Origin of the sequence: Streptomyces prunicolor (genome assembly GCF_045162825.1) — a bacterium.
GTDB classification, from domain to species: Bacteria; Actinomycetota; Actinomycetes; order Streptomycetales; family Streptomycetaceae; genus Streptomyces; species Streptomyces prunicolor.
Window position 1 is genome coordinate 8,869,094 of record NZ_CP108676.1, and the last position, 22,035, is coordinate 8,891,128.

Genomic DNA, 22,035 nt, shown 5'->3' on the forward strand with positions numbered 1-22,035 from the left:
CGTCGGGCGCTTCTGAACAGTGGATACTAGTTTCCTCATCGTGGAAGTTCAATGGTTTGTTGACGTCGAGATTCTCCGGATCAAGCCAAAGTGGCGCTCAGTGCCACTCCGCTCACTCAAGGTGGACGAGATCCGCCTCAGTGTCGATGTCGTACGGCTCCGCCGCATCCCCGCACTCGACGAGCGTGACCGCGTCCGCGTGCGCCTTGAGGTACGCCCGCGCCCCCCGGTCCCCGGTCGCGCTCTCGGCGATACCGGCCCAGTGCGCGGCCCCGAACAGCACCGGATGTCCGCGTACCCCGTCGTAGGCGGCCGAGACGAGCGAGTCCTCGTCCGTGAACCCGGCCAGCACCCGCGCCACCGCCTCCGCGCCGATCCCGGGCTGGTCGACGAGCGACACGAGCGCCGCCCGCGCCCCCGTACCCGCGAGCGAGTCGAGCCCCGCCCGCAGCGAGGACCCCATCCCCTGCTCCCACTCCGGGTTCTCCACGAGCACGCACCCGGCCAGCTCCGCCCGCTCCCGTACGGCGTCGGCCTGCGCCCCCAGGACCACGTGGACGCGGGTGAGGCCGGCCGCGCGCAGGACCCCGACCGCGTGCTCCACAAGGGGCCGCCCCCGGTGTCGTAGCAGTGCCTTGGGCCGCCCGCCGAGCCGCCGGCCGCCGCCCGCGGCGAGCAGCAGCCCGGCGACCTGGTCTTCGTTTCGCGTCATACGTCCTGCATACCTGACCGGGCGGCGACCGCAGGGAATCCTCAGACTTAATTTCGGTCCGTGGAGTGGCGCACCCCGCACCGGGTGGCGTTTACTGGCCCGCGTCCCTCGGCGCCCGACCAGTGTTGCGGGGTGCGCGTGGCGGGATCACAAAGTTCTTGCGCACGAAGACGTGCGAGGGGGGAGAGCTGTGTTGCGGAGCTTGGGGCAGAGGTCATTGACCGGCAGTGACGAGGATCCGAGGGTGGCGGAACTGCGGACCGCGGTGTCCCGGTTGCGCCGCGAACTGGCCGCGCATCCGGCCGAGTTCCCCGACCGTGTCATCGCCGAGGACGAACTCGCGGCGCTGGCCGCGATGACCATCGACGGCACCCCCGAAATCCCGCGCCTGCGCCGCTCGTTGCTGCTGATCGCCGGTGCGATCGGTTCGGTGAGCGCACTCACGAGGGGGCTGACGGACGTACGCAACGCGGTGGACCTGTTCGGTCAACCCCGGGGTGGGCAGGGCTAGTTCACGACAGCGGGCGCGACGGGAAGGGTCCCCGGTAGCCCGTGTCCCCGGCCCGGTCCTCGAACTCCTCGCACAGCCAGGTCTCCTGGACGGACTCGGTGTGTTCCTGCCAGGTCTTGAAGATGCCCCGTGGGCCGTGCTTGCCGTCGACCTGACGGTAGAGGTCCTTGGCGTCACGGAAGCACGCGAGCGCGGCCATCAGTCCGTGGCCGGCGGGGTGGTAGTCGGACCAGGCGCACGAGACGCACGCCTTGAGTCGTGAGCCTGGCGGCAGGCGGCGCTGGACCTCGTTCAGCGCGTCCTCGAAGTCGTCATGGCCTTCTGCGCTGCGGTACGCGTGCCCGTCCAGGCGCAGGGTGGTCGTCAGCGTCTCCGTGTCCAGGCCCCTGCCCGGTCCGGCGGGCGCCCCGAGCCGCAACGCACAGTCCAGCACCGCCGTACGCACGCCCTGTCCCTCGACCGTGACGGACATCGGCACCTCCCACTCCAGGAGGCAGGAGCACAACGCCCCGTCGAAGAAGGTGAACGGAGCCTCCGGTGGCTCGCCGCCGAGCGCGCCGAGGTCGTCCATGCTGTCGCCCTCGAAGCGAACGCCCCGGATCGTCGTGCGGATCGACTCCCGGCCGTCCGACTCGAAGACGACGGCCTCGTTGCCGTGCCGGTCGGTGTACCGGCCCGGCCAGAACTGCGGGGCGCTCACGCGGGGTTCTGGCTGGCCAGTGCCTCCGACAGTTCGCCGGCCACCTGCTGGAGCACCGGCACGATCTTGTCGGTCGCCGACTCGGTGACCCGGCCCGCCGGGCCGGAGATCGAAATCGCCGCCGCCGTGGGGGAGTTGGGCACGGACACGGCGAGGCAGCGGACGCCGATCTCCTGCTCGTTGTCGTCGAGCGCGTAGCCGAGGCGGCGTACGTCCTCCAGTGCCGCGAGGAAACCGTCGGGCGTCGTGATCGTCTTCTCGGTGGCCGCGGGCATGCCGGTCCGGGCGAGCAGCGCGCGGACCTCGTGGTCCGGGGTGTTGGCGAGCAGGGCCTTGCCGACGCCGGTGGAGTGCGGCAGGACGCGCCGGCCGACCTCGGTGAACATGCGCATCGAGTGCTTGGACGGCACCTGCGCGACGTACACGATCTCGTCGCCGTCGAGCAGCGCCATGTTCGCCGTCTCGCCGGTCTCCTCGACCAGCCGGGCGAGGTAGGGGCGGGCCCAGGTGCCGAGCAGCCGGGACGCGGACTCGCCGAGGCGGATCAGGCGCGGGCCGAGCGCGTACCGCCGGTTCGCCTGCTGACGGACGTAACCGCAGACCACGAGCGTGCGCATCAGGCGGTGGATGGTGGGGAGCGGCAGGCCGCTGCTCGCGGAGAGCTCGCTCAGGCCGACCTCACCGCCCGCGTCGGCCATCCGCTCCAGCAGGTCGAAGGCGCGCTCCAGGGACTGGACACCGCCCGTGGTGGACTTGGTGGAGTCGGTGCTGCTCACGCTGGACGGCGGCACGGCGCGTTCCTTTCGGCACGGGCGGGAAGGGCTGAAGCCTACCCGGGGGTCGGTTGACTCCCCGCCTGTGCGTAGCTACGTTCTGCTTGCCGGAAGTTTAATTCCGCTTTGTGGAAACGTCCAGAGTGTGCGCGTGAGGCGCATCGTGGAGATGTGTGCCCTTGACGGTACGGGAGCGGGAGTGAAGACTCCTTCAACAGAACGTTGAATTCCGTTACGTGGAAGTAAATCCCGTTTCCCGGAAGTAACGGAAGTGACGACGGCGGCAGAGAGAGGGGTCCGGGTGTCCGACGCTGAACTGGTGGTGCGCTCCACACGTGTCATCACTCCCGAGGGGACACGCGCGGCGGCGGTCGTGGTCGCCGGGGGAAAGATCACGGCCGTCCTCCCGTACGACGCCCAAGTCCCGTCCGGGGCACGGTTCGAGGACTTCGGTGACGACGTCCTGCTGCCCGGCCTGGTCGACACCCATGTGCATGTGAACGACCCCGGCCGCACCCACTGGGAGGGCTTCTGGACCGCCACGCGCGCGGCGGCGGCCGGCGGCATCACCACGCTCATCGACATGCCGCTCAACTCCCTCCCGCCGACGACGACGGTCGACAACCTCCGTACGAAGCAGCAAGTCGCCGCGGAGAAGGCCCACATGGACGTCGGCTTCTGGGGCGGCGCCCTGCCCGACAACGTCAAGGACCTGCGCCCGCTGCACGACGCCGGTGTCTTCGGCTTCAAGGCGTTCCTGTCCCCGTCCGGCGTGGACGAGTTCCCGCACCTGGACCAGGACCAACTCGCCCTGTCCCTGGCCGAGATCGCCGGTTTCGACGGCCTGCTCATCGTCCACGCGGAGGATCCGCACCACCTCGAAGCGGCCCCGCAGCAGGGCGGCCCCAAGTACGCCGACTTCCTCGCCAGCCGCCCGCGCGACGCCGAGGACACGGCCATCGCGGGGTTGATCGCGCAGGCGAAGCGCCTCAACGCACGCGTGCACGTGCTGCACCTGTCCTCGTCGGACGCGCTCCCCCTCATCGCCGCCGCGAAGGCCGAGGGTGTCCGCATAACCGTCGAGACATGTCCCCACTACCTCACCCTCACGGCGGAGGAAGTCCCGGACGGCGCAAGCGAGTTCAAGTGCTGTCCGCCCATCCGGGAGTCCGCCAACCAGGACCTGCTGTGGCAGGCGCTGGCCGACGGCACGATCGACTGCGTGGTGACGGACCACTCACCCTCCACCGCCGACCTGAAGACCGACGACTTCGCCACCGCGTGGGGCGGCATCTCCGGCCTTCAGCTGAGCCTGGCGGCGGTGTGGACGGAAGCGCGCAGGCGCGGCCACGACCTGGCGGACGTGGTCCGCTGGATGTCCTCAAGTACGGCCGAACTGGCGGGACTTGACCAGAAGGGGGCCATCGAGGCGGGCCGCGACGCGGACTTCGCGGTCCTGGCCCCCGACGAGACGTTCACCGTCGACCCGGCGGCCCTCCAGCACCGCAACCGCGTCACGGCGTACGCCGGAAAGACCCTCAGCGGCGTCGTGAAGTCGACCTGGCTGCGCGGCGAACGCATCGTGCTGGACGGCGAGTTCACCGACCCGAAGGGCCAACTCCTGACTCGTACCCCCTGATTCACCCCCCGCACCCGCAGCGGCCTACGTCTGAAAGGCAGACCTTGTGACGGCGATACCCAGTTTCACCGGCGACGCGAACCCCTACGGAGGCGGTGACCCGTACGCGGACTACCGCACGGCCGACTTCCCCTTCACCCAGTACGCCAACCTCGCCGACCGGCAGTTGGGCGCCGGTGTCATCGCCGCCAACGACGAGTTCTTCGCCCAGCGCGAGAACCTCCTCGTGCCCGGGCCCGCCGAGTTCGACCCCGAGCACTTCGGCCACAAGGGCAAGATCATGGACGGCTGGGAGACCCGCCGCCGCCGCGGAGCCTCGGCGGACCACCCCTGGCCGACGGCGGAGGACCACGACTGGGCACTGGTCCGCCTCGGGGCCCCCGGCGTCATCAGGGGCATCGTGGTGGACACGGCCCACTTCCGGGGCAACTACCCGCAGGCGGTGTCGGTGGAGGGCACGTCGGTACCGGGTTCTCCGTCCCCCGAGGACCTGGTAGCCGATGACGTGAAATGGACCCCCCTGGTCCCGCGCACGCCGGTGGGCGGCCACGCGGCGAATGGTTTCTCCATCTCGACCGAACAACGCTTCACCCACCTCCGCGTCAACCAGCACCCCGACGGCGGCATCGCCCGCCTCCGGGTCTACGGCGAGGTCGTACCCGACCCCAACTGGCTGGCGGCGCTGGGCACGTTCGACGTGGTCGCCCTGGAGAACGGCGGCGCCGCCGAGGACGCGTCCAACCTCTTCTACTCGCCCGCGAGCAACACCATCCAGCCCGGCCGCTCCCGCAAGATGGACGACGGCTGGGAAACCCGCCGCCGCCGCGACCAGGGCAACGACTGGATCCGCTACCGCCTGGCGGCCCAGTCACAGATCCGCGCCGTGGAGATCGACACGGCGTATCTGAAGGGCAACAGCGCGGGCTGGGCAGCCGTGTCGGTACGGGACGGAGAAGACGGTGAGTGGGCGGAGCTCCTCCCGCGGACCCGCCTCCAGCCCGACACGAACCACCGCTTCGTCCTCCCCGCCCCGGCGATCGGGACGCACGCGCGCGTGGACATCTATCCCGACGGGGGGATCTCACGGCTGCGGCTGTTCGGGACGCTGACGGAGCAGGGGGCGGCGGCGCTGGCGGCGCGGCACCAGGAGCTGGGCGGCTGAGCCACCCCGTCAACGCTGGAGGGGCTGATTTTCAGCCCGTCCGGCGTTTGAGGACGAGGCCCTTCAGGCCGAAGCGGGGTCTGGGGGCGCAGCCCCCAGGGACGCGAGCCACATCGCACCTGCACGTACAGGGACGCGAGCCACAACGCACCCGCACGTACCCGGCCAACCGCCGGAGGCCTACGCCGAATGTCCGCCGTCCACCGCGAACTCCGCCCCCGTGACGTAGTCCGCCCCCGCCAGATACGCGACCATCGACGCCACCTCGTCCGCCGTCCCGAACCGTCCCAACGCCGTCATGGCAGCCTGGCCCGCCGCGTACGGCCCGTCCGCCGGGTTCATGTCGGTGTCCGTGGGCCCCGGGTGCACGATGTTCGCCGTGATCCCGCGTTCGCCCAGCTCACGGGCGAGCGCCTTGGTCAGCCCGATCAGCGCGGACTTGCTCGTCGCGTAGAGGGTTCCGCCAGGACCCGGCACCCGCTGCGTCATGCAGGTGCCGACCGTGATGATCCGGCCGCCGGACGCCATCCGCGCGGCAGCCGCCTGCGAGGTGAGAAAAACCCCGCGGACGTTCACCGCCAGGACCCGGTCCACGTCGGCGAGGGACAGCCCGTCCAGCGGGCCTAGCGCAGCCACCCCCACGTTGTTCACCAGTACATCGAGCCCGCCCAGCGCTTCCGCCGTACGCTCCACCGCACCCGCCGCCTCGGCGGCATCCGCGGAGTCCGCGCGCAGCGCGACCGCCCGCCGCCCCAGCGCCTCGACCCGCCCTACGATGTCCTCGGCCGCCTCCTTGCCGTCCACGTAGGTGACGGCCACGTCCGCGCCGTCCCGTGCCAGCCGCAGTGCCGTCGCCGCGCCGATGCCGCGGCTGCCGCCGGTGACCAGGGCGACCTTGCCGTTCAGGGTTTCGTAAGTCGTTGTCATGGGCTCCATCCCAGCGGTCGGCGCACCCGTGTGCTGGCGGCGAACGGACGCCGACCTCGCGCGGCCGGAACTGATTCCGCCACCTCCCGCGTTCTCCCCTCGTGACCCTTCAGCAAGAGATCGTCGGCAACGCCATGCAGATGGCGGTCGTCAACCTGAACCCCGGCCAGACTGTGTACTGCGAGGCCGGAAAGTTCCTCTTCAAGACGACGAACGTGACCATGGAGACCCGCCTCGGCGGCCCGTCGAGCGGCGGCCGGCAGCAGGGCGCGGGCGGCAGCGGCGGCATGGGCGGCATCCTGCGCCAGGCCATGGGCACCGCCATGCAGGTCGGCCAGCGCGCGCTCGCCGGCGAGTCGCTGGCGTTCCAGTACTTCACCTCCCAGGGCGGCGAGGGCACCGTCGGCTTCGCGGGCGTGCTCCCCGGGGAGATGCGCGCACTGGAACTGAACGGCACGCGCGCGTGGTTCGCGGAGAAGGACGCCTTCGTGGCCGCCGAGTCCACCGTCCAGTTCGGCATCGCCTTCCAGGGCGGCCACACCGGCATGAGCGGCGGCGAGGGCTTCGTCCTGGAGAAGTTCACCGGCCACGGCACGGTGATCATCGCCGGCGCGGGCAACTTCATCGACCTGAACCCGGCCGACTTCGGCGGCCGCATCGAGGTCGACACCGGCTGCCTCGTCGCCTTCGAGGAGGGCGTCCAGTACGGCGTCCAGCGCATCGGCGGCCTCAACCGCCAAGGCCTGATGAACGCCGTGTTCGGCGGCGAGGGCCTGTCCCTGGCCACCCTGGAGGGCAACGGCAGGGTCATCCTCCAGTCCCTCACCATCGAGAGCCTCGCCAACGCCCTGAAGAAGGCCCAGGGCGGCGACAAGCAGGGCCCGACCGGCGGCATGTTCTCGACCCACGCGGGCTGAGCTGCCGTAGCGAGGACCGAGAGTTGCCGTGGCGAAGACCGAGAGATGGCGTAGCGAGGACCGATGAGTTGCGGGGCCCCACGGGGTCTGAGCTGATGACATCATCCGCTCCCGCATCAGGAAGCAGGTACCCGACATGGGCAAGCTCGTCTCCACCCTCTTCGTCACCCTCGACGGCGTCTACCAAGCCCCCGGCGGCCCCGAAGAGGACACCCGCGGCGGCTTCGAGCACGGCGGCTGGAGTTTCGTCTACGGCGACGACGACTTCGGCCGCTTCGTGGTCGAGGTCTTCGACCGCTCCGGCGCCTACCTGCTCGGCCGCCGTACCTACGACATCTTCGCCGGGTACTGGCCGGACAAGACCGACCCCGCCGACCCGATCGCGGCCAAGCTGAACGCCCTGCCGAAGTACGTCCCCTCCGCCACCCTCACCGACCCCTCCTGGGCCGGCACCACCGTGCTCAGCGGCGACCTCGCCAAGGAGGTCAGCGACCTCAAGGAGCGCACCGAGGGCGAACTCCAGGTGCACGGCAGCGGCGCCCTCGTCCGGTCCCTCCTCGCGCTCGGCCTCGTCGACACGCTCCACCTGGTGACCTTCCCGGTCGTGCTCGGCAGCGGCCTGCGCCTGTTCCCCGAGGGCACCGCCCCCATGGCCTTCCGGCACACCGGAGGGCGCGTCACCAGCACCGGCGTCTCCATCCAGTCGTACGACCTGGCGGGCCGCCCGACCTACGGCTCGTACGCCGACGAGGACGCGGGAAACGCCTAGTCAGCGGGGATCCGCGCCGGTACGGTGATCGTTCCGTGTGGCAGCCACCGTCGTCTCCACCCCTTCGCCGGAGACCGGGAGAGCCGCCCCCATGTCCTCGATCGCCGTACCGCGCACCGCCCCGCCCCGCCGCGCCTGGTTCACCGACCTGCCCGTCCTACTGGTCGCGGTGGTCTGGGGCGCCAGCTATCTCGCCGCCAAGGACATCACCACCGCCCGCACGGTCCTCGCCGTCCTGGTCCTGCGCTTCGCCCTCGTCCTGCCCGTCCTCGCGGTCGTGGGCCACCGCGCGTTGCGCGCCCTGACGGCCGCCCAGTGGCGCGGCGCGGCCCTGCTCGGGCTGATCCTCGCCGGGATCTTCCTCCTGGAGACCTACGGCGTCGTCCACACCTCGGCGACCAACGCGGGCCTGATCATCAGCCTCACCATGATCTTCACCCCGCTCGCCGAGGCCGCCGTGACCCGCACCCGGCCACCCCGGGCCTTCCTCGGCGCGGCAGCCCTCTCCGTGCTCGGCGTGCTGCTGCTGACCCAGGGCGCGGGCTTCTCCCGCCCGTCCCTCGGCGACCTCCTCATGCTGCTCGCCGCCCTCGCCCGCACCCTGCACGTCCTCGCCATGTCCCGCACCAAGTCGGTCCAGGACGCCGACGCGCTGCCCCTGACCACCGTCCAACTCGCCACCGCCGTCGCGGTGTTCGCGATCCTGTCGACCGGCGCCGACACCACACCGTGGGCGACGGGCGCCGACTTCGGACCACGGGAGTGGGCCGGGCTGCTGTTCCTGTCCGCGTTCTGCACCCTGTTCGCCTTCTTCGTGCAGATGTGGGCCGTACGCCGGACCTCGCCCTCCCGGGTCAGCCTGCTGCTCGGCACCGAGCCTCTGTGGGCAGCCGCGGCCGGTATCGCGCTCGGCGGGGAGCGGCTCGGCGCGCTCGGGCTGGCAGGCGGTGTGCTCGTACTGGTGGGGACGGCATGGGGGCGCGGGGCCGCACGGTGACTCCCGGAAACGGAAGACTCAACGGCATCGGCCAGTCATCCGATAAATAGCCCGGAATATTCTTGAATCACCCCTTAAGTGGTCGTGATTCGGCTTAGAGGTCGGATCTTTTTGGCTGCACGCCCATTGCTTGTTCCTCGGCGTCTCATTAATTTACGAATTAATCCCGACCCTCTCGCCCGAGGAGTTCCGCCGTGCCTCCTTCCTCCCGTCGTGACTTCCTTCGCCTGACCGGTGTCGCCGGTGGCGGCCTCGCTGCCTTCGGTGGCCTGCCCCCGTTCGTGGCGCACGCCGACCCCGAGCGTCCCGCGCACGCGAACATCGTTCCGGAGAGCGAGGCCACCACCCTCTGGTACCGGGAGCCGGCCGACGAGTCGCGCGTCATCCAGGAGGCGCTTCCCGTGGGCAACGGCAGGATGGGCGCGCTGGTCGGCTGCGACCCCGCGGACGACTTCCTGTACATCACGGACGGTTCGTTCTGGACGGGCGGACGCAACGACACCCCCACCAGCGACGGACAACTTCCCTACGGCGCCGACGACTTCGGCAGTTTCGGACTGCTGGCCAAACTCCGGGTCACGTTGCCGGGCCACACCGCACAGGAGATCAGCGACTACCGGCGCAGCCTCGACCTGAGCAACGGTGTGGTGTCGGCGACCTATCGGCACCGCGGAGCCGGTTTCCGCCGGGAGATCTACGCCAGCCACCCGGACGACGTGATCGTGATCCGGCTCACCGGAGGCGGCAGCCATACCGGTGAGATCTCTCTGGAGGGCACCCACGGTGAGACCACGTCGGCCGACGGGAAACAGCTCTCGTTCGCCGCGACCCTGAAGAACGGCCTGCGATACGCGGCTTCGGTGACCGCTGTGAGCAGTTCCGGAACCATCAAGGCGGAGGACGGAAAGCTGTCCTTCTCGGGGTGCCGCGAGGTGCTGCTCGCCGTCTGCGCGGGTACCGACTACTCACCCGATGCCACCAAGGAATTCCGGGACTCGTCCGTGGTCCCCCTCACGGTGGCCCGTACGAAGACGGCCGCCGCGGCGAAGATCTCCGGCACCGCCCTGCTCGCCACCCATGTGGTCGACTACCAACGCCTCTACGACCGCTTCTCGATCGATCTCGGTAGATCCTCGGCGGTGCAGCGGTCGTTGGACTCGTGGTCGCGCATCGCCGTCAGATACACCGACGCCTCCACCCCGGACCCGGAGCTGGAGGCCGCCTACGTGCAGTACGGCCGCTACCTGACCATCACCGGGTCCAGGGACTGGCTGCCCATGAACCTCCAGGGGTTGTGGATCCACAACAACACCCCTGACTGGTACGCCGATTACCACACCGACATCAACGTGCAGATGAACTACTGGCTGGCCGATCCCGCCGGACTGGGCGACAACGCGGACGCGCTCGCCCGCTACTGCCGCTCCCAGCTGCCGGTGTGGACCGATGTGACCAGACGGCTCTTCAACAGCCCTGACAACCGTTTCCGCAACAGCTCGGGTGAAGTGGCCGGCTGGGCCGTCGCGTTCTCCACCAACATCTACGGCGGCAGCGGCTGGGCCTGGCACCCCTCGGGCAATGCCTGGCTCTGCGCCACGCTGTGGCGCCACTACGAGTACACCCAGGACCGCGAGTATCTGGAGACGATCTATCCGGTGCTGAAGGGAGCGGCCGAGTTCTGGAAGGCGCGGCTGATCACCACCACGGTGACCGATGCGGACGGTTCGTCCCACGAAGTCCTGGTGGACGACACCTCCTGGTCGCCGGAGCACGGACCGGACGGCAAGGGGAACACCTACGGGCAGGAGCTCGCGTGGGAACTCTTCCGGGAGTTCGCCGTCGCGGCCCGCGTTCTGGACCGCGACACGGACCTCGCCGCCGAGCTGGAGTCGATGCGGGCCAGGCTCTACCTCCCACGGGTCAGCCCGAAGAGCGGCTGGTTGGAGGAGTGGATGAGCCCGGACAATCTCGGTGAGACGACGCACCGTCATCTGTCACCGCTCATCGGATTCTTTCCCGGCGACCGGATCTCCGTCGACACCAGCCCGCGCGAACTGGTGGACGGCGTACGCGCACTCCTCACCGCCAGGGGAATGGACAGCTTCGGCTGGGCCTGCGCCTGGCGATCGCTGTGCTGGTCGCGGCTCAAGGACGCCGAAAAGGCCTACCAGCTCTATCTCACCGTGCTGCGCCCTTCGATGAACAACGGCAACGGGACCTCCGCGAACTGGTTCGACATGTACAGCCAGGGCAGTTACACGATCTTCCAGATCGACGCCAACCTCGGCGGCCCCACCGCCGCGCTGGAGATGATCCTCTACTCGAGGCCGGGAGTCGTCGAACTGCTTCCGGCGCTGCCGAAGGCCTGGTCGGCGAAGGGTTCCGTCACCGGGATCGGCGCCCGCGGCGGATTCACGGTCGATTTCTCCTGGCGGGACGGCAGGGCGACCACGGTGACGGTCCGGAGCGTCGGGGGGACGGAGACCGAGCTCCGCGCCGGAAAGGTGCGCAGGAAGATCTCCCTCAAGCCCGGGGCGTCCGTGAAGATCGACCTCTCCTGAGCGGCAACACACGGCGATGCGAGTCCGCGCGGGACTCGCATCGCCTGGCTGCGTACGGCTCCGTCGGTTCGGTCGGTGCCGTACGGCGGTGCTACTTGGTGGCGAGGAACAGGTAGTCGGCCGTGTAGGGGACGCGGGCGGTGGGCTGCTTGGCCGGGTCGCAGGTGCCGGCCGGGGCGACACCGCCGACGGTGTTGAGGCGTAGGACCGAGGTGGTCCTGGACAGGAGCCCCTCGCTCTTGCCGGTCTGCCGCGCGCGGAGCAGGAGTTGAGGGACGTTGCCCTTGCCGTTGTCGAACTTGTTGAGGACGGTGCCGGTCACCGAGGAACCGTCGGGTGCGATCCACTGCGGGGGACCGGCGGGGCCGTGCTGGGCGAAGCTGTGCTGGATGCCGCCCTGGAGGGTGGCGTCGACGTTGTCCTGGGTGAACGCGTAGGAGCCGTCGTCCTGCTTGGTGCAGGCGTAGATCTGGGCCCCCTTGACGACGCCGGCCAGGGACGAGTGCTGGATGGCGGCGGGCAGTGAGACGGCGCCCGGCAGCGCGACGGCCTGTCCGCGGACCGCGCCGCCCGGGAACTCGGCGGTGTGCAGGTTGAAGTAGAACTGGTCGGGATGCGCCTTGATGCTCCGCAGCAGGTCGGCGTTCTTGACCTTCACGGTGCCGAACACGAACGGCGTGCCGCCCTTCAGCTTCTCCATGAAGAACGGGATCTTCACGTCACCGTTGGTGCCCCGCGCACCCTGGTGGAGATGGGCCATGGTCGGGGTACCGATACCGGTCCACGCGAACGCGAAGGACACCTCGTCGCCCTGGATGCGCATGAGGGCCACCGCACTGCCGTCCTTGTCACCCACCGCCAACTTGCCCTTGACGGGCACCTCGTTGTCACCGGTGAGGATCGTGGTGAAGTACCGCGCCCCCGGGGCGTTCTCGGAGTAGCGGCCGATGGCACCCGCCGCCTGGGTCGCCCCTGCCGCCGGATGCGACACGGTGGCGTCGGCCGCACCGTCCACGCCGTTGCAGGCGGTCAGGAGCAGGGTGCCGGTGAGCGCCGTCGCGGCGATGGTCCCGAATCGCTTGAACTTCATGTGTCTCGTTCTCCCCGTGATGGCCGATCCGCGGCTGACCCGCGGTCGTTCTCCCTCCATCACGGGGCCCCTGTGACGATCCCTCAGCCGATGACACTCCTGAGACACGCCTGAGAAGGGACGGCATCACTGAGGACACGATCTCGACATTACGACGCTCACCGACGCGCTGTGAGCGGCAGGGCGCGTGCGGTGCCCTGCCCGGGGAGGGCGGACGGGACCCGCTCCAGGACACCGCCCGCGAAGACGTCGTACAAGGGCAGGGACTCCAGGTGGACGTAGCCGATGTGGCAGTCGCAGACGGCCAGCGGACACGCGCGCGGTCGCAGCGCCGCCCGGTAGGAACCGTCGTACAGGTTCCCCAGCTCGTCGCGGACGAAGTGGCAGCGGCGGACCGTGCCCGCGCCGTCGACCGAGATCACGGACTCGCCGGTACGGCACGGGAGTCCGGCGCTGCGGTGCGGGTGGCGGCTGTAGGGGAAGAGGGGGTCGAGCGCGGTCCAGTCACCGGCCTCCGCGTCGTCGTAGGTGTGTCCCTCGGCCGCGTTGATCCAGAGGTAGACGTGCGGGGGCAGGTCCTCGCGGAGCCGGCGGGCCGCTGCCAGATGGCCGGGCAGTCCGACCACGCCGACGCTGAAGCGCACTCCGCGATCGGCCAGTTCACGGCACTTGGCGAGGAAACGGTCGTACGGGGTCTGGCCCGGGTGGTACGTGCACCACAGGGCGAGTGTGTCCAGGTCGGCCTCGGCGAGCCAGCCCGTCCGGCAGCTCAGGTTGGTCTGGATCGCGACCCGGCGCACATGCGGCAGCCGGGACAGCTCGGTGAGGGTGCGGCGGTACCAGGAGCGGACCAGACCCTCGCCCCACGGTGTGAACAGGAGCGACAGGTCGTCCTCGCTGTCCGTCGCCCACCGCGCGAAGCGCTCCAACTCCGCCCGATCCGCGCGGAGTTGGGCGGTCGAGTCGCGGCGCTTGGCGAACGGGCAGTAGGGGCAGTCGTAGTCGCAGGACGCGAGCGGCCCCCGGTACAGGACAGTGAGATCCATGACGGTCCGTCACTTCCGTTCGTAGGCGGCCATCGCGGACCGCACCTCGGGGGAGAACAACTCCGGCCCCACGGCGTCGGAATGGGCCAGACCCTCGGGGGTGAGTACGAGCGACTCGCCCGCCGTGTCCGTCAGCCAGCCGCGCCCGGCCAGCCGGTCGAGCTCCGTCCCGAAGTCGTCGTCGGGTGAACTCCCGAAGCGGGCACGGTAGTCGGCGACGGACAGCCCCTCGGCCTGGAGGAGGGACTGCAGGAGATGACGGCGACGCGCCTCGTGTCCGTCCACGCGGTAGCCGACCTCCGCGTGCGCGAAGTCGGTCGTCGTGACGTAGTCGTCGATGATGCCGCGGATCTCGTGCATGCCGACCGCGTAGTCGAAGGAGTAGTGCAGCGCCGACGTGTACGAGCGGGCCCCGCAGCCGAGCCCGATCATGCCGTCCGTCTGGCAGGCGTAGTCGTCGGTGCCCTGGGGCGGGGCGTCGGCCCGGCGGAACATCCGCATCGACTGCTGGACATAGCCCCGCGCCAGGAGGTGGTCACGCCCCGCCCGGTACAGCCGCAGCCGCAGTTCGTCCCACTCCGGGTCGGTTCCGGCGTCCTCCTGGTGCCGGCCGAGGCCGGTCAACGGGCGGACGTAGAGCGGGTACAGGTACAGCTCCTCGGGCCGCCAGGCCAGGGCCGCGTCCAGCGAGGCGCGCCAGGTCCGCTCGGTCTGGCCGTCGATGCCGTAGATGAGGTCGATGTTGAGCACCGGGATGGTGGTGTCCCGGATCCGGCCGAGCGCGGCCTCCACGTCGGCACGGCGCTGCGGGCGTACGGCGGCCCTGGCCTCGGAGTCGACGAAGCTCTGGACGCCCAGGCTGAGGCGGGTCGCGCCGCGCTCCGCGAGGACGGCGAGCCGGTCGGCGGTGGCCGTGGCGGGCGAGGCCTCCACGGAGAGCGGGACCGCGCGCAGGTCGGCGCCCATACGCCGCTCGGCGAGGTCGCACAGGCGCTCCAGCTCGGACGCGGTGAGGAAGGTCGGGGTGCCGCCGCCGAACGCCGCGGTGGCGAAACGCACCGGCTCCGCGTCGCCGAGTGCCGCCCGGACGGCGTCCGCCTGCCGTTCCAGGGCGTCCAGATAGGCGCCGGTCAGGCCGTCCGGGGCGCCGATGCGGGTGAAGAGGTTGCAGAAGCCGCAGCGGACCTCGCAGAACGGTATGTGCACATACAGCGAGAGAGCGCTTCGGTCCTGCGCCGCCCACAACTCCCGCAGCGCGGGCCGGTCTTGGAGGCGGCGGTAGGCCGTCTTGTGTGGATACGCGTACACGTAGTGCTGGTAGGGGCTGGTCTGTTGGGCGGTGGTCATCGGGCGGCCTCGGCGGGGTCGAGGAGGAACTGGGCGTACGGCACGGTCCACACGGACTCGTGGCCCAGGCGGTGGCCGGTGTAGCCGTCGTCGCCGTAGGCGGTGCCGTGGTCGGAACACACGATGACGAAGCAGGGGCGCCGGGAACCCGCCGCGGCGAACAGCCGCCCGATGTGCCGGTCGACGTACTCCAGCGCGGCGGCGTGCGTCTCCCGGGTGTCGCCCGCCTCGCGGGTCGCGCCCGGCAGGTGGAACCAGTTGGGCTGGTGCAGTGCCGACACGTTCACGAACAGGAACAGGCGCTGTTCTGCGGGTAGTTGGCCCACCACCTGTTCCACGCGGTCGATCTGGTTCTCGAAGGAGTGCGGCGAGGTGACGCCGAACTCCTCCTCCCAGTGCGCTTCTTGGAACAGGCCGGGCAGTACGGAGCCCAGCGGACCGCGCCGGTTGAAGAAGCCCACGCCCCCGACGCAGACGGTGCGGTAGCCGGCCGCCGCGAGCCCGGATACGAGATCCGGGGTGTCGTAGACGAAGGTGCCCTCGGCGGTGGTCTCGCTGCCGGCGAAGCTCGCCGCGAACAGCCGTGGATGCGGGCCGGGTTCGGCCGGAGTGGGCAGGAACCCGGCGAAGATCGCCTGGTGCGAGGCGTAGGTGAAACTGCCCGGAGCGTGCCTCTTCTCCCAGTGTCCGCCGGGCAGATGGCGGGCGAGCTGCGGGATGCGCCCCTCGGCCGCCAACTCGACGGCCACGTCGTGCCGCAGCGTGTCGAGGGTGACCAGCAGGATGTCGTGGTCGCCGACGATCGCGTTCATGTCGGGCTCAGGCATGGGCTGTTCCTGTTCTGTACGGGTGACGCGGGCCGCTTCCGGCCGGTGCGCGCAGGACGGCCGCCACCTGCGCGCCGTAGGTGTCCAGACCCTCGGCGCCACTGCCGGGCAATCCCGTGAGCCGGGGCAGCAGGTCGCCGAAGGCGTTGACCTCGCCGACGAAGCTGCGACGCCAGTCCACGGCCGGCAGCAGGTCGACCCCGACGCACAGCGTGCGCGGGAAGCAGGACGCGGCGCGCTCGCACACGTCCAGGACGTCGGACCACCGGGCGCCCGCGGCGGTGACGGCCCGTCGGACGCCGTCGAGGTCGCCGCGGCTGCCGCCCAGATGCAGGTTGGTCAGCGGCCCGCGACTGGTGCGCACCACCGCGTGGGTGGCCCGGCCGGCCACGACGACCACCCGGAGATCCGCGGCCCGGCCCGCCTGGGAGGCCTTCGGCACCCAGCGTTCGAGATGCAGCCCGTCCGGCGCCAGCGCGTCCACGATGCGGGCGACATCCCGCTCGTCGTGATAGCGCCGCACCCGGAGGGAGTTGTGCAGCGCGCCGTCCGGACCGGTCTCGACGGATGTGGTCGCCCTGATCCGGCCGCCGCCGGCCGTCTCGACGGCGAGGACACCCGAGGCCGACGAACCGTGCGCGGGCTTGACGAACAGCCGGGGCATCCGGTGCTCGCGCATCAGCGCCCTTACGTCGTCCCAGCCGTGCACGCGCGCGCCGTGCGGACCCGACGTGGGGGAGTCCGGGACGGGCACCCCGGCCGTGTCCAGCACGGCGTGACACGCCCGCTTGTCGAACAGCGTCGCCAGGTCGTCCGGGTCGGCGAGGGGGATGCCGCCGCGCAGCGTGCGCAGCGCGGCGGTGAACCGCGCGTACCAGCGGGCCGAGCCCTCCACCCGGGTGGGGTCCGAGGCACCCCGCAGCAGCCGGTCGACCTCGGGGTTCTCGCCGGGGGAGTCGACCCGGACGAACTCGTCGGCGCCGAAGTCCGCTCCCCGTGCGCGCAGGACGTCCGCCCAGGCGACGACGCGGGGTGCGGGCAGCCCGGCCGCGCGCACGGCGTCCGCGAAGAGGGACACCCTGCGGTTCTCGGGGTTGCCGACCACCGCGAACCGGGGCCCGGTGCGGGCGGACGACGCGGCGGCGATCGGCCCGGCCGCGGTGGACGCGGTCACTCCCCGACGGCGACGTAGCGCCAGACCGTGCCGTCGTCCTCTGTGTCCTCGTCGGCGTCGTCACGGTCCAGGTCGACCTCCACACCCGCCGGCACCAACGTCTGCCGTACCCGCTCCGCGACGGCCTCGCTGAGGTAGTTGTGGTGCAGGTCCAGCTTCTTGAGGTGCGTCAGCGGCTGCCCGCTCAGCAGCGCTACGGCGCCCTCGTCGGTCAGCACGCCCATCGACAGGTCCAGCACCTCCAGGCGCTCCACCACCGGGGCGGCGGCGACCGCGGCGGCCACCGCGTCCTGCATCTCGCTGTTGCGCAGGGCCAGATGACGCAGGCGCGGCAGCCGCGCACCGGACAGGATCGGCTCCAGGTCGGCGGCCTCGCTGTCACCGCCGTAGTCCGGCGTGCCCAGCCACAGGTCGAGGTGCTCCAGGGCGGGCAGGTCACTGGCGCCGACGCCGCGCACGACCCCGACGGGCAGTCCGCCCGTCTCCGCCACCAGCCGGCGCAGCGCACCGTGCCGCAGCGCGGTGAACTCCAGCCCGGTGCCGCCACGCACACCGAACTCCTCCAGCGCCGGGTAGGCGTTGAGCAGCGGTGCGACATCGGTCTGGTTGATCCAGGAGATCTCGCACTCCTCCATCACCAGGTCGCCGACGAACACTGCGCGCAGTGCGGGGAAGGCGTCCCGGGCCTCCACCAGCGCCTCGAAGATCTCGGTGGGCGCGCTGTCGTAGGGATCTCCCCAGCCGCCGATGATCACTGCCCGGACCCGGTTCGTGTCGACGGCGGCGCGGAAGCGGGCGAACATGTCGGCCCACGCCTCGGCGGCGTCGTACACGTCGCAGTTCAGGCGCCAGGCGACCGAGTCCGGCTCGGGCAGCCGGTCGGTCGGGGCGCCCGGCCCGGGAAAGGTGAACGAGGGCAGCCCGTGCAGCGCGTCGAGGTGCTCACCGATGGTCATGCGGCCGCTCCTGAGAAGGAAGTGTGCGTGGTCTGTGGTGCCGCATTTCTACCAACCGGCACTGACAGTGCCCGTCGGCGGGGCGGGCCAGGGGGCGTTGTCAGTGGTGGCCCCTAACGTCGTGGTCATGAAGCCGGTGCGCGGCGCACCCGGCGGTGAGGGGACAGCCATGTACCGACAGGGAGACGTGCTGATCGTGCCGGTCGCGCAGGACGCGGTGCCCGCTCACGCGGCACACGCTCCGAGGGAGCGGCGCGACGGACGCGGGCGGCTCGTGCTGGCGCTGGGCGAGGTGACCGGCCACGCCCACGCGGTCGTCGGGCCGGGGGAGTTGGTGCGCGAGCCGGGCCCCTACGGGCCGTTGCTGCTCCATCTGCCCCAGGGCGGGCGGGTGGTGCACGAGGAGCACGCGGTGATCGTGCTGCCCAAGGGGTGGTTCCGGGTCGTCAGACAGCGGGAGTACGTGCCCGGGTCCGTACGGATCGTGGCCGACTGAGCGACCGGGACGCACCGGCAGCACGACAGAACTGGGCGGGGCACGGAGGAAGTGCACGTGAGCGGGACGGACACAGGGGTGGACAGGATGACGGACCTGAAGCCGGGCGGCACACCGGACTTGGCGGCGGGGAGCGAGGTGACCGGGCCCTCCGGTGACCTCGCGGAGTGGCGGGCGTGGGCCTCGGCGACGGGTCCCGCGGACCGGGCGGGCGCCGAGGAGGGCGTCCGGCGGGCCTACCGGCTGGCGGGACTCGCGGAACCGGAGCGCGTGGTGTGGGTGGGCTCGCCCCGCGCGGCGGTCGCTCTCCTCCGGGAGCAGACGGACCGGGGCCCGAGCGTCCGGGACGCGGTGCGCAGCGCGCCGTGGGCGGCGGCGCGACGGCGGCTGCACGCCGAGTTGGGGCCCGTGGGGTGGTCGGCGCACTGGGCGGCGACCGGCGGACGGCTGTGGCCGTCGACGCAGGCCCTGGTGGACCGCATCCGTACCGGCGTGATCGAGGAACTGGCCGGAAGTGACACCGGAAAGGAGGCCGCCGAGATCCGGTTGATCCTCCTGGACGCCGTGCTCGGACAGCACGACGCGCCGTGGCTCGCGGCGTTCCCCGCCGACGGCGGCCCGATCGACGCGCTGTCCGCGGTGTGCCGCGGCGCCGGCTGGTGGTGGCCGTTCGCGCGGGTCGCCGTGCTGTCGGAGCGTCCCTCGGCCCTCCACCGCGACGAGGCGGGACGACTCGACCACGGGGACGGCCCGGCGCTCGCCTACCCGGACGGCTTCGCCCTGCACGCCTGGCGCGGCATGCCGGTTCCGGCCGCCTTCCTGGCCGAACTGCCCACGCTGACCCCGGAACGCATCCGCGCCGAGGAGAACGCCGAGCTGCGCCGCGTGATGCTGGAGTACTACGGCTACGACCGGTACCTCACCGATTCGGGCGCCCGCCCCCTGCACCGGGACGAGACGGGCACCCTGTGGCGGATCGACCTGGCCGACGACGAGCCCGTGGTCATGGTGGAGGTCCTCAACTCCACCCCGGAACCCGACGGCACCCACCGCACGTACTGGCTACGGGTCCCCCCGTCGACGCGCACGGCCCGAGCGGGGGTGGCCTGGACCTTCGGCCTGGATGCCGAGGCGTACGCACCCGAGCGGCAGACCTGAGAGTCCCCCGGCGGCAGGACGTGCCTCGCCCCGCGACCCATGAACGTGGGGGGAGCCGCGGGGCGAGGGGTGAGCGATGGTGCAGCCGGTGGGGGCCGGACGCCCGGGTGGATACGGGTCGGACCTACAGCCGGGAACGTCGTTCCTTCAGGCGCCGAACCTGAACGATCGGCTCAGCAGCCGAAGTTGATCAGGTTGAAGGTGACGTAGTGGTCCGAGGTGTAGTAGTCCTCCTGGGTCTTCTTTCCGGTGACGATGCGGCGCGCTCCTCGCGTGGACGAGCCAGGAGTCTTGACCGTGTACTCGTGGTAATAGCCGGACGTCTGGCTGGGGAGGACGCCTTCCTGGTTGCGGAAGACGACGCCGTCCTGCGAGTAGGGGAAGGGGCCGTTCGTCGCGATCAGGTCGAGCGTGTCGTACGCCTGGGAAGGCAGGGCGCTGTAACAGATGCTGCCGACCGCGGCGGCGGCCGGGGTCGCGGTGGCGACGGTGCCGCCGATGAGGAGAGTGGACAGGACGGCGGCTGCCGCGCCGATGCCGGTGATCCGTGGGGGGAATCTCATGTCTTCATGATGACGCGCGTAGATAGTGGCATGTCAATGACAACAGCGGAGATTTTCCCGCCAAGTCCGATGAGTTTTCAGGGAGTTAACCTGGCGCGCGCCGTCTCCACACGGTCTGCGCACGGGCAGGGAACCTTGGCCCTGAACCGCCCGCCCGAAGGGTGCGGGGCGAGGCGTGTCCGCCGAAAGTCTCTGGTCGCGCGACTTTGGTCGCCGATCCCCCGCACGGGGTGGGTGACCGGACTCGGTGCCGCATAGATTTGTCGACCGTGACAGGTGACAGGACCGCGAAGGTACCGCAGGCGTTCGCGGGGCGCCGATGGCTGCTGCCGTCGGCCGTGGCCGACGAACTCGACCCCGACGTCGAACGGCGCGGACGGCCCCGCCGTACCGCCCGCGACTGGGTCGTCGACACCTGCTGCTTCCTGCTGGCCGTGGGCATCGGACTCGCGGCCGCGCAGACCCTCGACAGCGACTCCGCGACCCCGCACTCCCTCGCCGTCGTGGACCAGTTCTTCGGGGTCCTCGCCTGCGGCGCGGTGTGGCTGCGCCGCCGCTGGCCGGTCGGTCTCGCGGTCGCGATGATCCCCGTCGGCTTCGTGTCGAACACCGCGGGCGGCGCCGCCATGGTCGCCGTGTTCACCCTCGCCGTGCACCGCCCCTTCCGCTACGTCGCCTGGGTCGGCGGCGTCCAACTCGCCCTGGCCCCGCTGTTCTTCTGGCTGCGCCCGGACCCCGACCTGCCGTACGCCGGCGCGGTCGTGTTCACCGAGCTGCTCACCCTCACCGTCATCGGCTGGGGCATGTTCGTCCGCTCCAAGCGGCAGCTCATGCTCAGCCTGCGTGACCGTGCCCGGCGCGCCGAGACGGAGGCGGAACTGCGGGCCGAACAGGCCCAGCGGCTCGCCCGCGAGGCCATCGCCCGTGAGATGCACGACGTGCTCGCGCACCGGCTGACCCTGCTGAGCGTGCACGCGGGCGCGCTGGAGTTCCGGCCCGACGCGCCCCGCGAGGAGGTCGCGCGGGCGGCCGGTGTCATCCGCGAGAGCGCCCACGAGGCCCTCCAGGACCTGCGGGAGATCATCGGCGTCCTGCGCGCGGGCGAGCCCGACGACACGGGCCGCCCGCAGCCCACGCTCGGCGCCCTGGACGCGCTGGTCACCGAGTCCCGCGAGGCCGGCATGAAGGTCACCCTCGCCAACCGCGTCACCGACCCCGCCACCGTCCCCGCCTCGGTCGGCCGCACCGCCTACCGCATCGCCCAGGAGGCCCTCACCAACGCCCGCAAACACGCCCCCGGTACGGAGGTCACGGTGACGGTCACCGGCACCCCGGGCGAGGGCCTGGTGATCGCCGTCCGCAACCCGCCCCCGGAGGGGGAGGTGCCCCATGTCCCCGGTTCCGGCCAGGGGTTGATCGGACTGACCGAGCGGGCGACGTTGGCGGGGGGACGGTTGGAGCACGGGCCGGAGGAGGGCGGTGGGTTCCGGGTGCGGGCCTGGCTGCCGTGGGGGTGAGTTCCGTTCGGCGCCACGGGTAACTCCCTTTCTGGGCAAGGGGGATGGAGGCAGCTCAGGGAGTGCGATGCGGGAGTGCGGTGAAGGAGTGCGCGCCGCGCGGCTCTGTCCGCTCCGGTGCCGCCCACGTGGACTCCGGCCAACTCGCTGACTCCGCTGAGGTGTTGGCGCGGGACAGCAGTCGGGTCCGGGT

21 protein-coding genes are annotated in these 22,035 nt (G+C 71.0%); 10 read left to right on the plus strand and 11 right to left on the minus strand.

All coding sequences use genetic code 11. From position 1 onward, the window contains the following. Nucleotides 1-112: 112 nt before the first annotated feature. Nucleotides 113-712: an NTP transferase domain-containing protein gene (locus OG588_RS40370; protein WP_405951563.1), complete on the minus strand. Its 600-nt coding sequence runs from the start codon at nt 710-712 to the stop codon at nt 113-115. A 190-nt stretch (nt 713-902) separates the two neighbouring features. Between OG588_RS40370 and OG588_RS40375 the strand changes: the two genes are divergently transcribed. Next, nucleotides 903-1,223 carry a DUF5955 family protein gene (locus OG588_RS40375; protein WP_366094845.1) on the plus strand — a complete coding sequence of 107 codons (321 nt, stop codon included), beginning with the start codon at nt 903-905 and terminating at the stop codon, nt 1,221-1,223. Nucleotide 1,224: 1 nt separating this feature from the next. On the opposite strand, the gene OG588_RS40380 is transcribed toward OG588_RS40375, so the two are convergent. Together OG588_RS40380 and OG588_RS40385 are read right to left on the minus strand one after the other, a co-directional pair. Continuing rightward, nucleotides 1,225-1,923 carry a DUF6304 family protein gene (locus tag OG588_RS40380; RefSeq protein WP_405951564.1) on the minus strand — a complete coding sequence of 233 codons (699 nt, stop codon included), beginning with the start codon at nt 1,921-1,923 and terminating at the stop codon, nt 1,225-1,227. Then, nucleotides 1,920-2,714 carry an IclR family transcriptional regulator gene (locus OG588_RS40385; RefSeq protein WP_405951565.1) on the minus strand — a complete coding sequence of 265 codons (795 nt, stop codon included), beginning with the start codon at nt 2,712-2,714 and terminating at the stop codon, nt 1,920-1,922. Before OG588_RS40385 ends, OG588_RS40380 begins: the two co-directional genes overlap by 4 nt. A 283-nt stretch (nt 2,715-2,997) precedes the next feature. Between OG588_RS40385 and allB the strand changes: the two genes are divergently transcribed. Together allB and alc are read left to right on the plus strand one after the other, a co-directional pair. Further along, on the plus strand, nt 2,998-4,335 hold the full coding sequence (gene allB, locus OG588_RS40390; RefSeq protein WP_405951566.1) for an allantoinase AllB: 1,338 nt from the start codon (nt 2,998-3,000) through the stop codon (nt 4,333-4,335). Nucleotides 4,336-4,381: 46 nt separating this feature from the next. Continuing rightward, nucleotides 4,382-5,497: an allantoicase gene (gene alc, locus OG588_RS40395; RefSeq protein ID WP_405951567.1), complete on the plus strand. Its 1,116-nt coding sequence runs from the start codon at nt 4,382-4,384 to the stop codon at nt 5,495-5,497. 180 nt (nt 5,498-5,677) lie between these two features. Here alc and OG588_RS40400 read toward each other — a convergent pair whose 3' ends face one another. Beyond that, on the minus strand, nt 5,678-6,424 hold the full coding sequence (locus OG588_RS40400; protein WP_405951568.1) for an SDR family oxidoreductase: 747 nt from the start codon (nt 6,422-6,424) through the stop codon (nt 5,678-5,680). Nucleotides 6,425-6,525: 101 nt separating this feature from the next. On the opposite strand from OG588_RS40400, the gene OG588_RS40405 reads away from it, so the two are divergent. The 4 genes from OG588_RS40405 to OG588_RS40420 all read left to right on the plus strand — a co-directional run bounded on the left by OG588_RS40405 (nt 6,526) and on the right by OG588_RS40420 (nt 11,668). Next, complete coding sequence (locus OG588_RS40405; protein WP_405951569.1) at nt 6,526-7,341, plus strand: AIM24 family protein; 816 nt, start codon at nt 6,526-6,528, stop codon at nt 7,339-7,341. Between the two features lie 136 nt (nt 7,342-7,477). Next, a complete protein-coding gene (locus tag OG588_RS40410) occupies nt 7,478-8,110 on the plus strand; it encodes a dihydrofolate reductase family protein (protein ID WP_405951570.1) in 633 nt (210 codons plus the stop codon). 91 nt (nt 8,111-8,201) lie between these two features. Continuing rightward, nucleotides 8,202-9,107, plus strand: a complete 906-nt coding sequence (locus OG588_RS40415) for a DMT family transporter (RefSeq protein WP_405953327.1) — start codon at nt 8,202-8,204, stop codon at nt 9,105-9,107. Nucleotides 9,108-9,301: 194 nt separating this feature from the next. Further along, complete coding sequence (locus tag OG588_RS40420; RefSeq protein ID WP_405951571.1) at nt 9,302-11,668, plus strand: glycosyl hydrolase family 95 catalytic domain-containing protein; 2,367 nt, start codon at nt 9,302-9,304, stop codon at nt 11,666-11,668. A gap of 91 nt (nt 11,669-11,759) precedes the next feature. Here OG588_RS40420 and OG588_RS40425 read toward each other — a convergent pair whose 3' ends face one another. The 6 genes from OG588_RS40425 to OG588_RS40450 all read right to left on the minus strand — a co-directional run bounded on the left by OG588_RS40425 (nt 11,760) and on the right by OG588_RS40450 (nt 18,108). Beyond that, nucleotides 11,760-12,758 (minus strand): CHRD domain-containing protein, encoded by a 999-nt coding sequence (locus OG588_RS40425; RefSeq protein WP_405951572.1) that lies wholly within the window; start codon nt 12,756-12,758, stop codon nt 11,760-11,762. Nucleotides 12,759-12,916: 158 nt separating this feature from the next. Further along, nucleotides 12,917-13,804 carry an STM4011 family radical SAM protein gene (locus tag OG588_RS40430; protein WP_405951573.1) on the minus strand — a complete coding sequence of 296 codons (888 nt, stop codon included), beginning with the start codon at nt 13,802-13,804 and terminating at the stop codon, nt 12,917-12,919. 9 nt (nt 13,805-13,813) lie between these two features. Further along, entirely contained in the window at nt 13,814-15,151 is a 1,338-nt protein-coding gene (locus tag OG588_RS40435; RefSeq protein ID WP_405951574.1) for an STM4012 family radical SAM protein, read from the minus strand. Continuing rightward, the gene (locus tag OG588_RS40440; RefSeq protein ID WP_405953328.1) at nt 15,148-15,963 is read right to left on the minus strand and encodes an STM4013/SEN3800 family hydrolase; all 816 of its coding nucleotides are present in this window, start codon (nt 15,961-15,963) and stop codon (nt 15,148-15,150) included. Before OG588_RS40440 ends, OG588_RS40435 begins: the two co-directional genes overlap by 4 nt. 7 nt (nt 15,964-15,970) lie before the next feature. Next, a complete protein-coding gene (locus tag OG588_RS40445) occupies nt 15,971-17,152 on the minus strand; it encodes an STM4014 family protein (protein WP_405951575.1) in 1,182 nt (393 codons plus the stop codon). Next, on the minus strand, nt 17,149-18,108 hold the full coding sequence (locus OG588_RS40450; protein WP_405951576.1) for an STM4015 family protein: 960 nt from the start codon (nt 18,106-18,108) through the stop codon (nt 17,149-17,151). Before OG588_RS40450 ends, OG588_RS40445 begins: the two co-directional genes overlap by 4 nt. Nucleotides 18,109-18,277: 169 nt before the next feature. Between OG588_RS40450 and OG588_RS40455 the strand changes: the two genes are divergently transcribed. Then, the gene (locus tag OG588_RS40455) at nt 18,278-18,604 is read left to right on the plus strand and encodes a hypothetical protein (protein WP_266867828.1); all 327 of its coding nucleotides are present in this window, start codon (nt 18,278-18,280) and stop codon (nt 18,602-18,604) included. A gap of 87 nt (nt 18,605-18,691) precedes the next feature. Then, a complete protein-coding gene (locus tag OG588_RS40460; RefSeq protein WP_405951577.1) occupies nt 18,692-19,762 on the plus strand; it encodes a DUF6745 domain-containing protein in 1,071 nt (356 codons plus the stop codon). A 173-nt stretch (nt 19,763-19,935) separates the two neighbouring features. Here OG588_RS40460 and OG588_RS40465 read toward each other — a convergent pair whose 3' ends face one another. Then, entirely contained in the window at nt 19,936-20,325 is a 390-nt protein-coding gene (locus tag OG588_RS40465; protein ID WP_405951578.1) for a ribonuclease, read from the minus strand. Between the two features lie 260 nt (nt 20,326-20,585). Between OG588_RS40465 and OG588_RS40470 the strand changes: the two genes are divergently transcribed. After that, entirely contained in the window at nt 20,586-21,842 is a 1,257-nt protein-coding gene (locus OG588_RS40470) for a sensor histidine kinase (protein WP_405951579.1), read from the plus strand. The last annotated feature ends 193 nt before the right edge of the window (nt 21,843-22,035 follow it).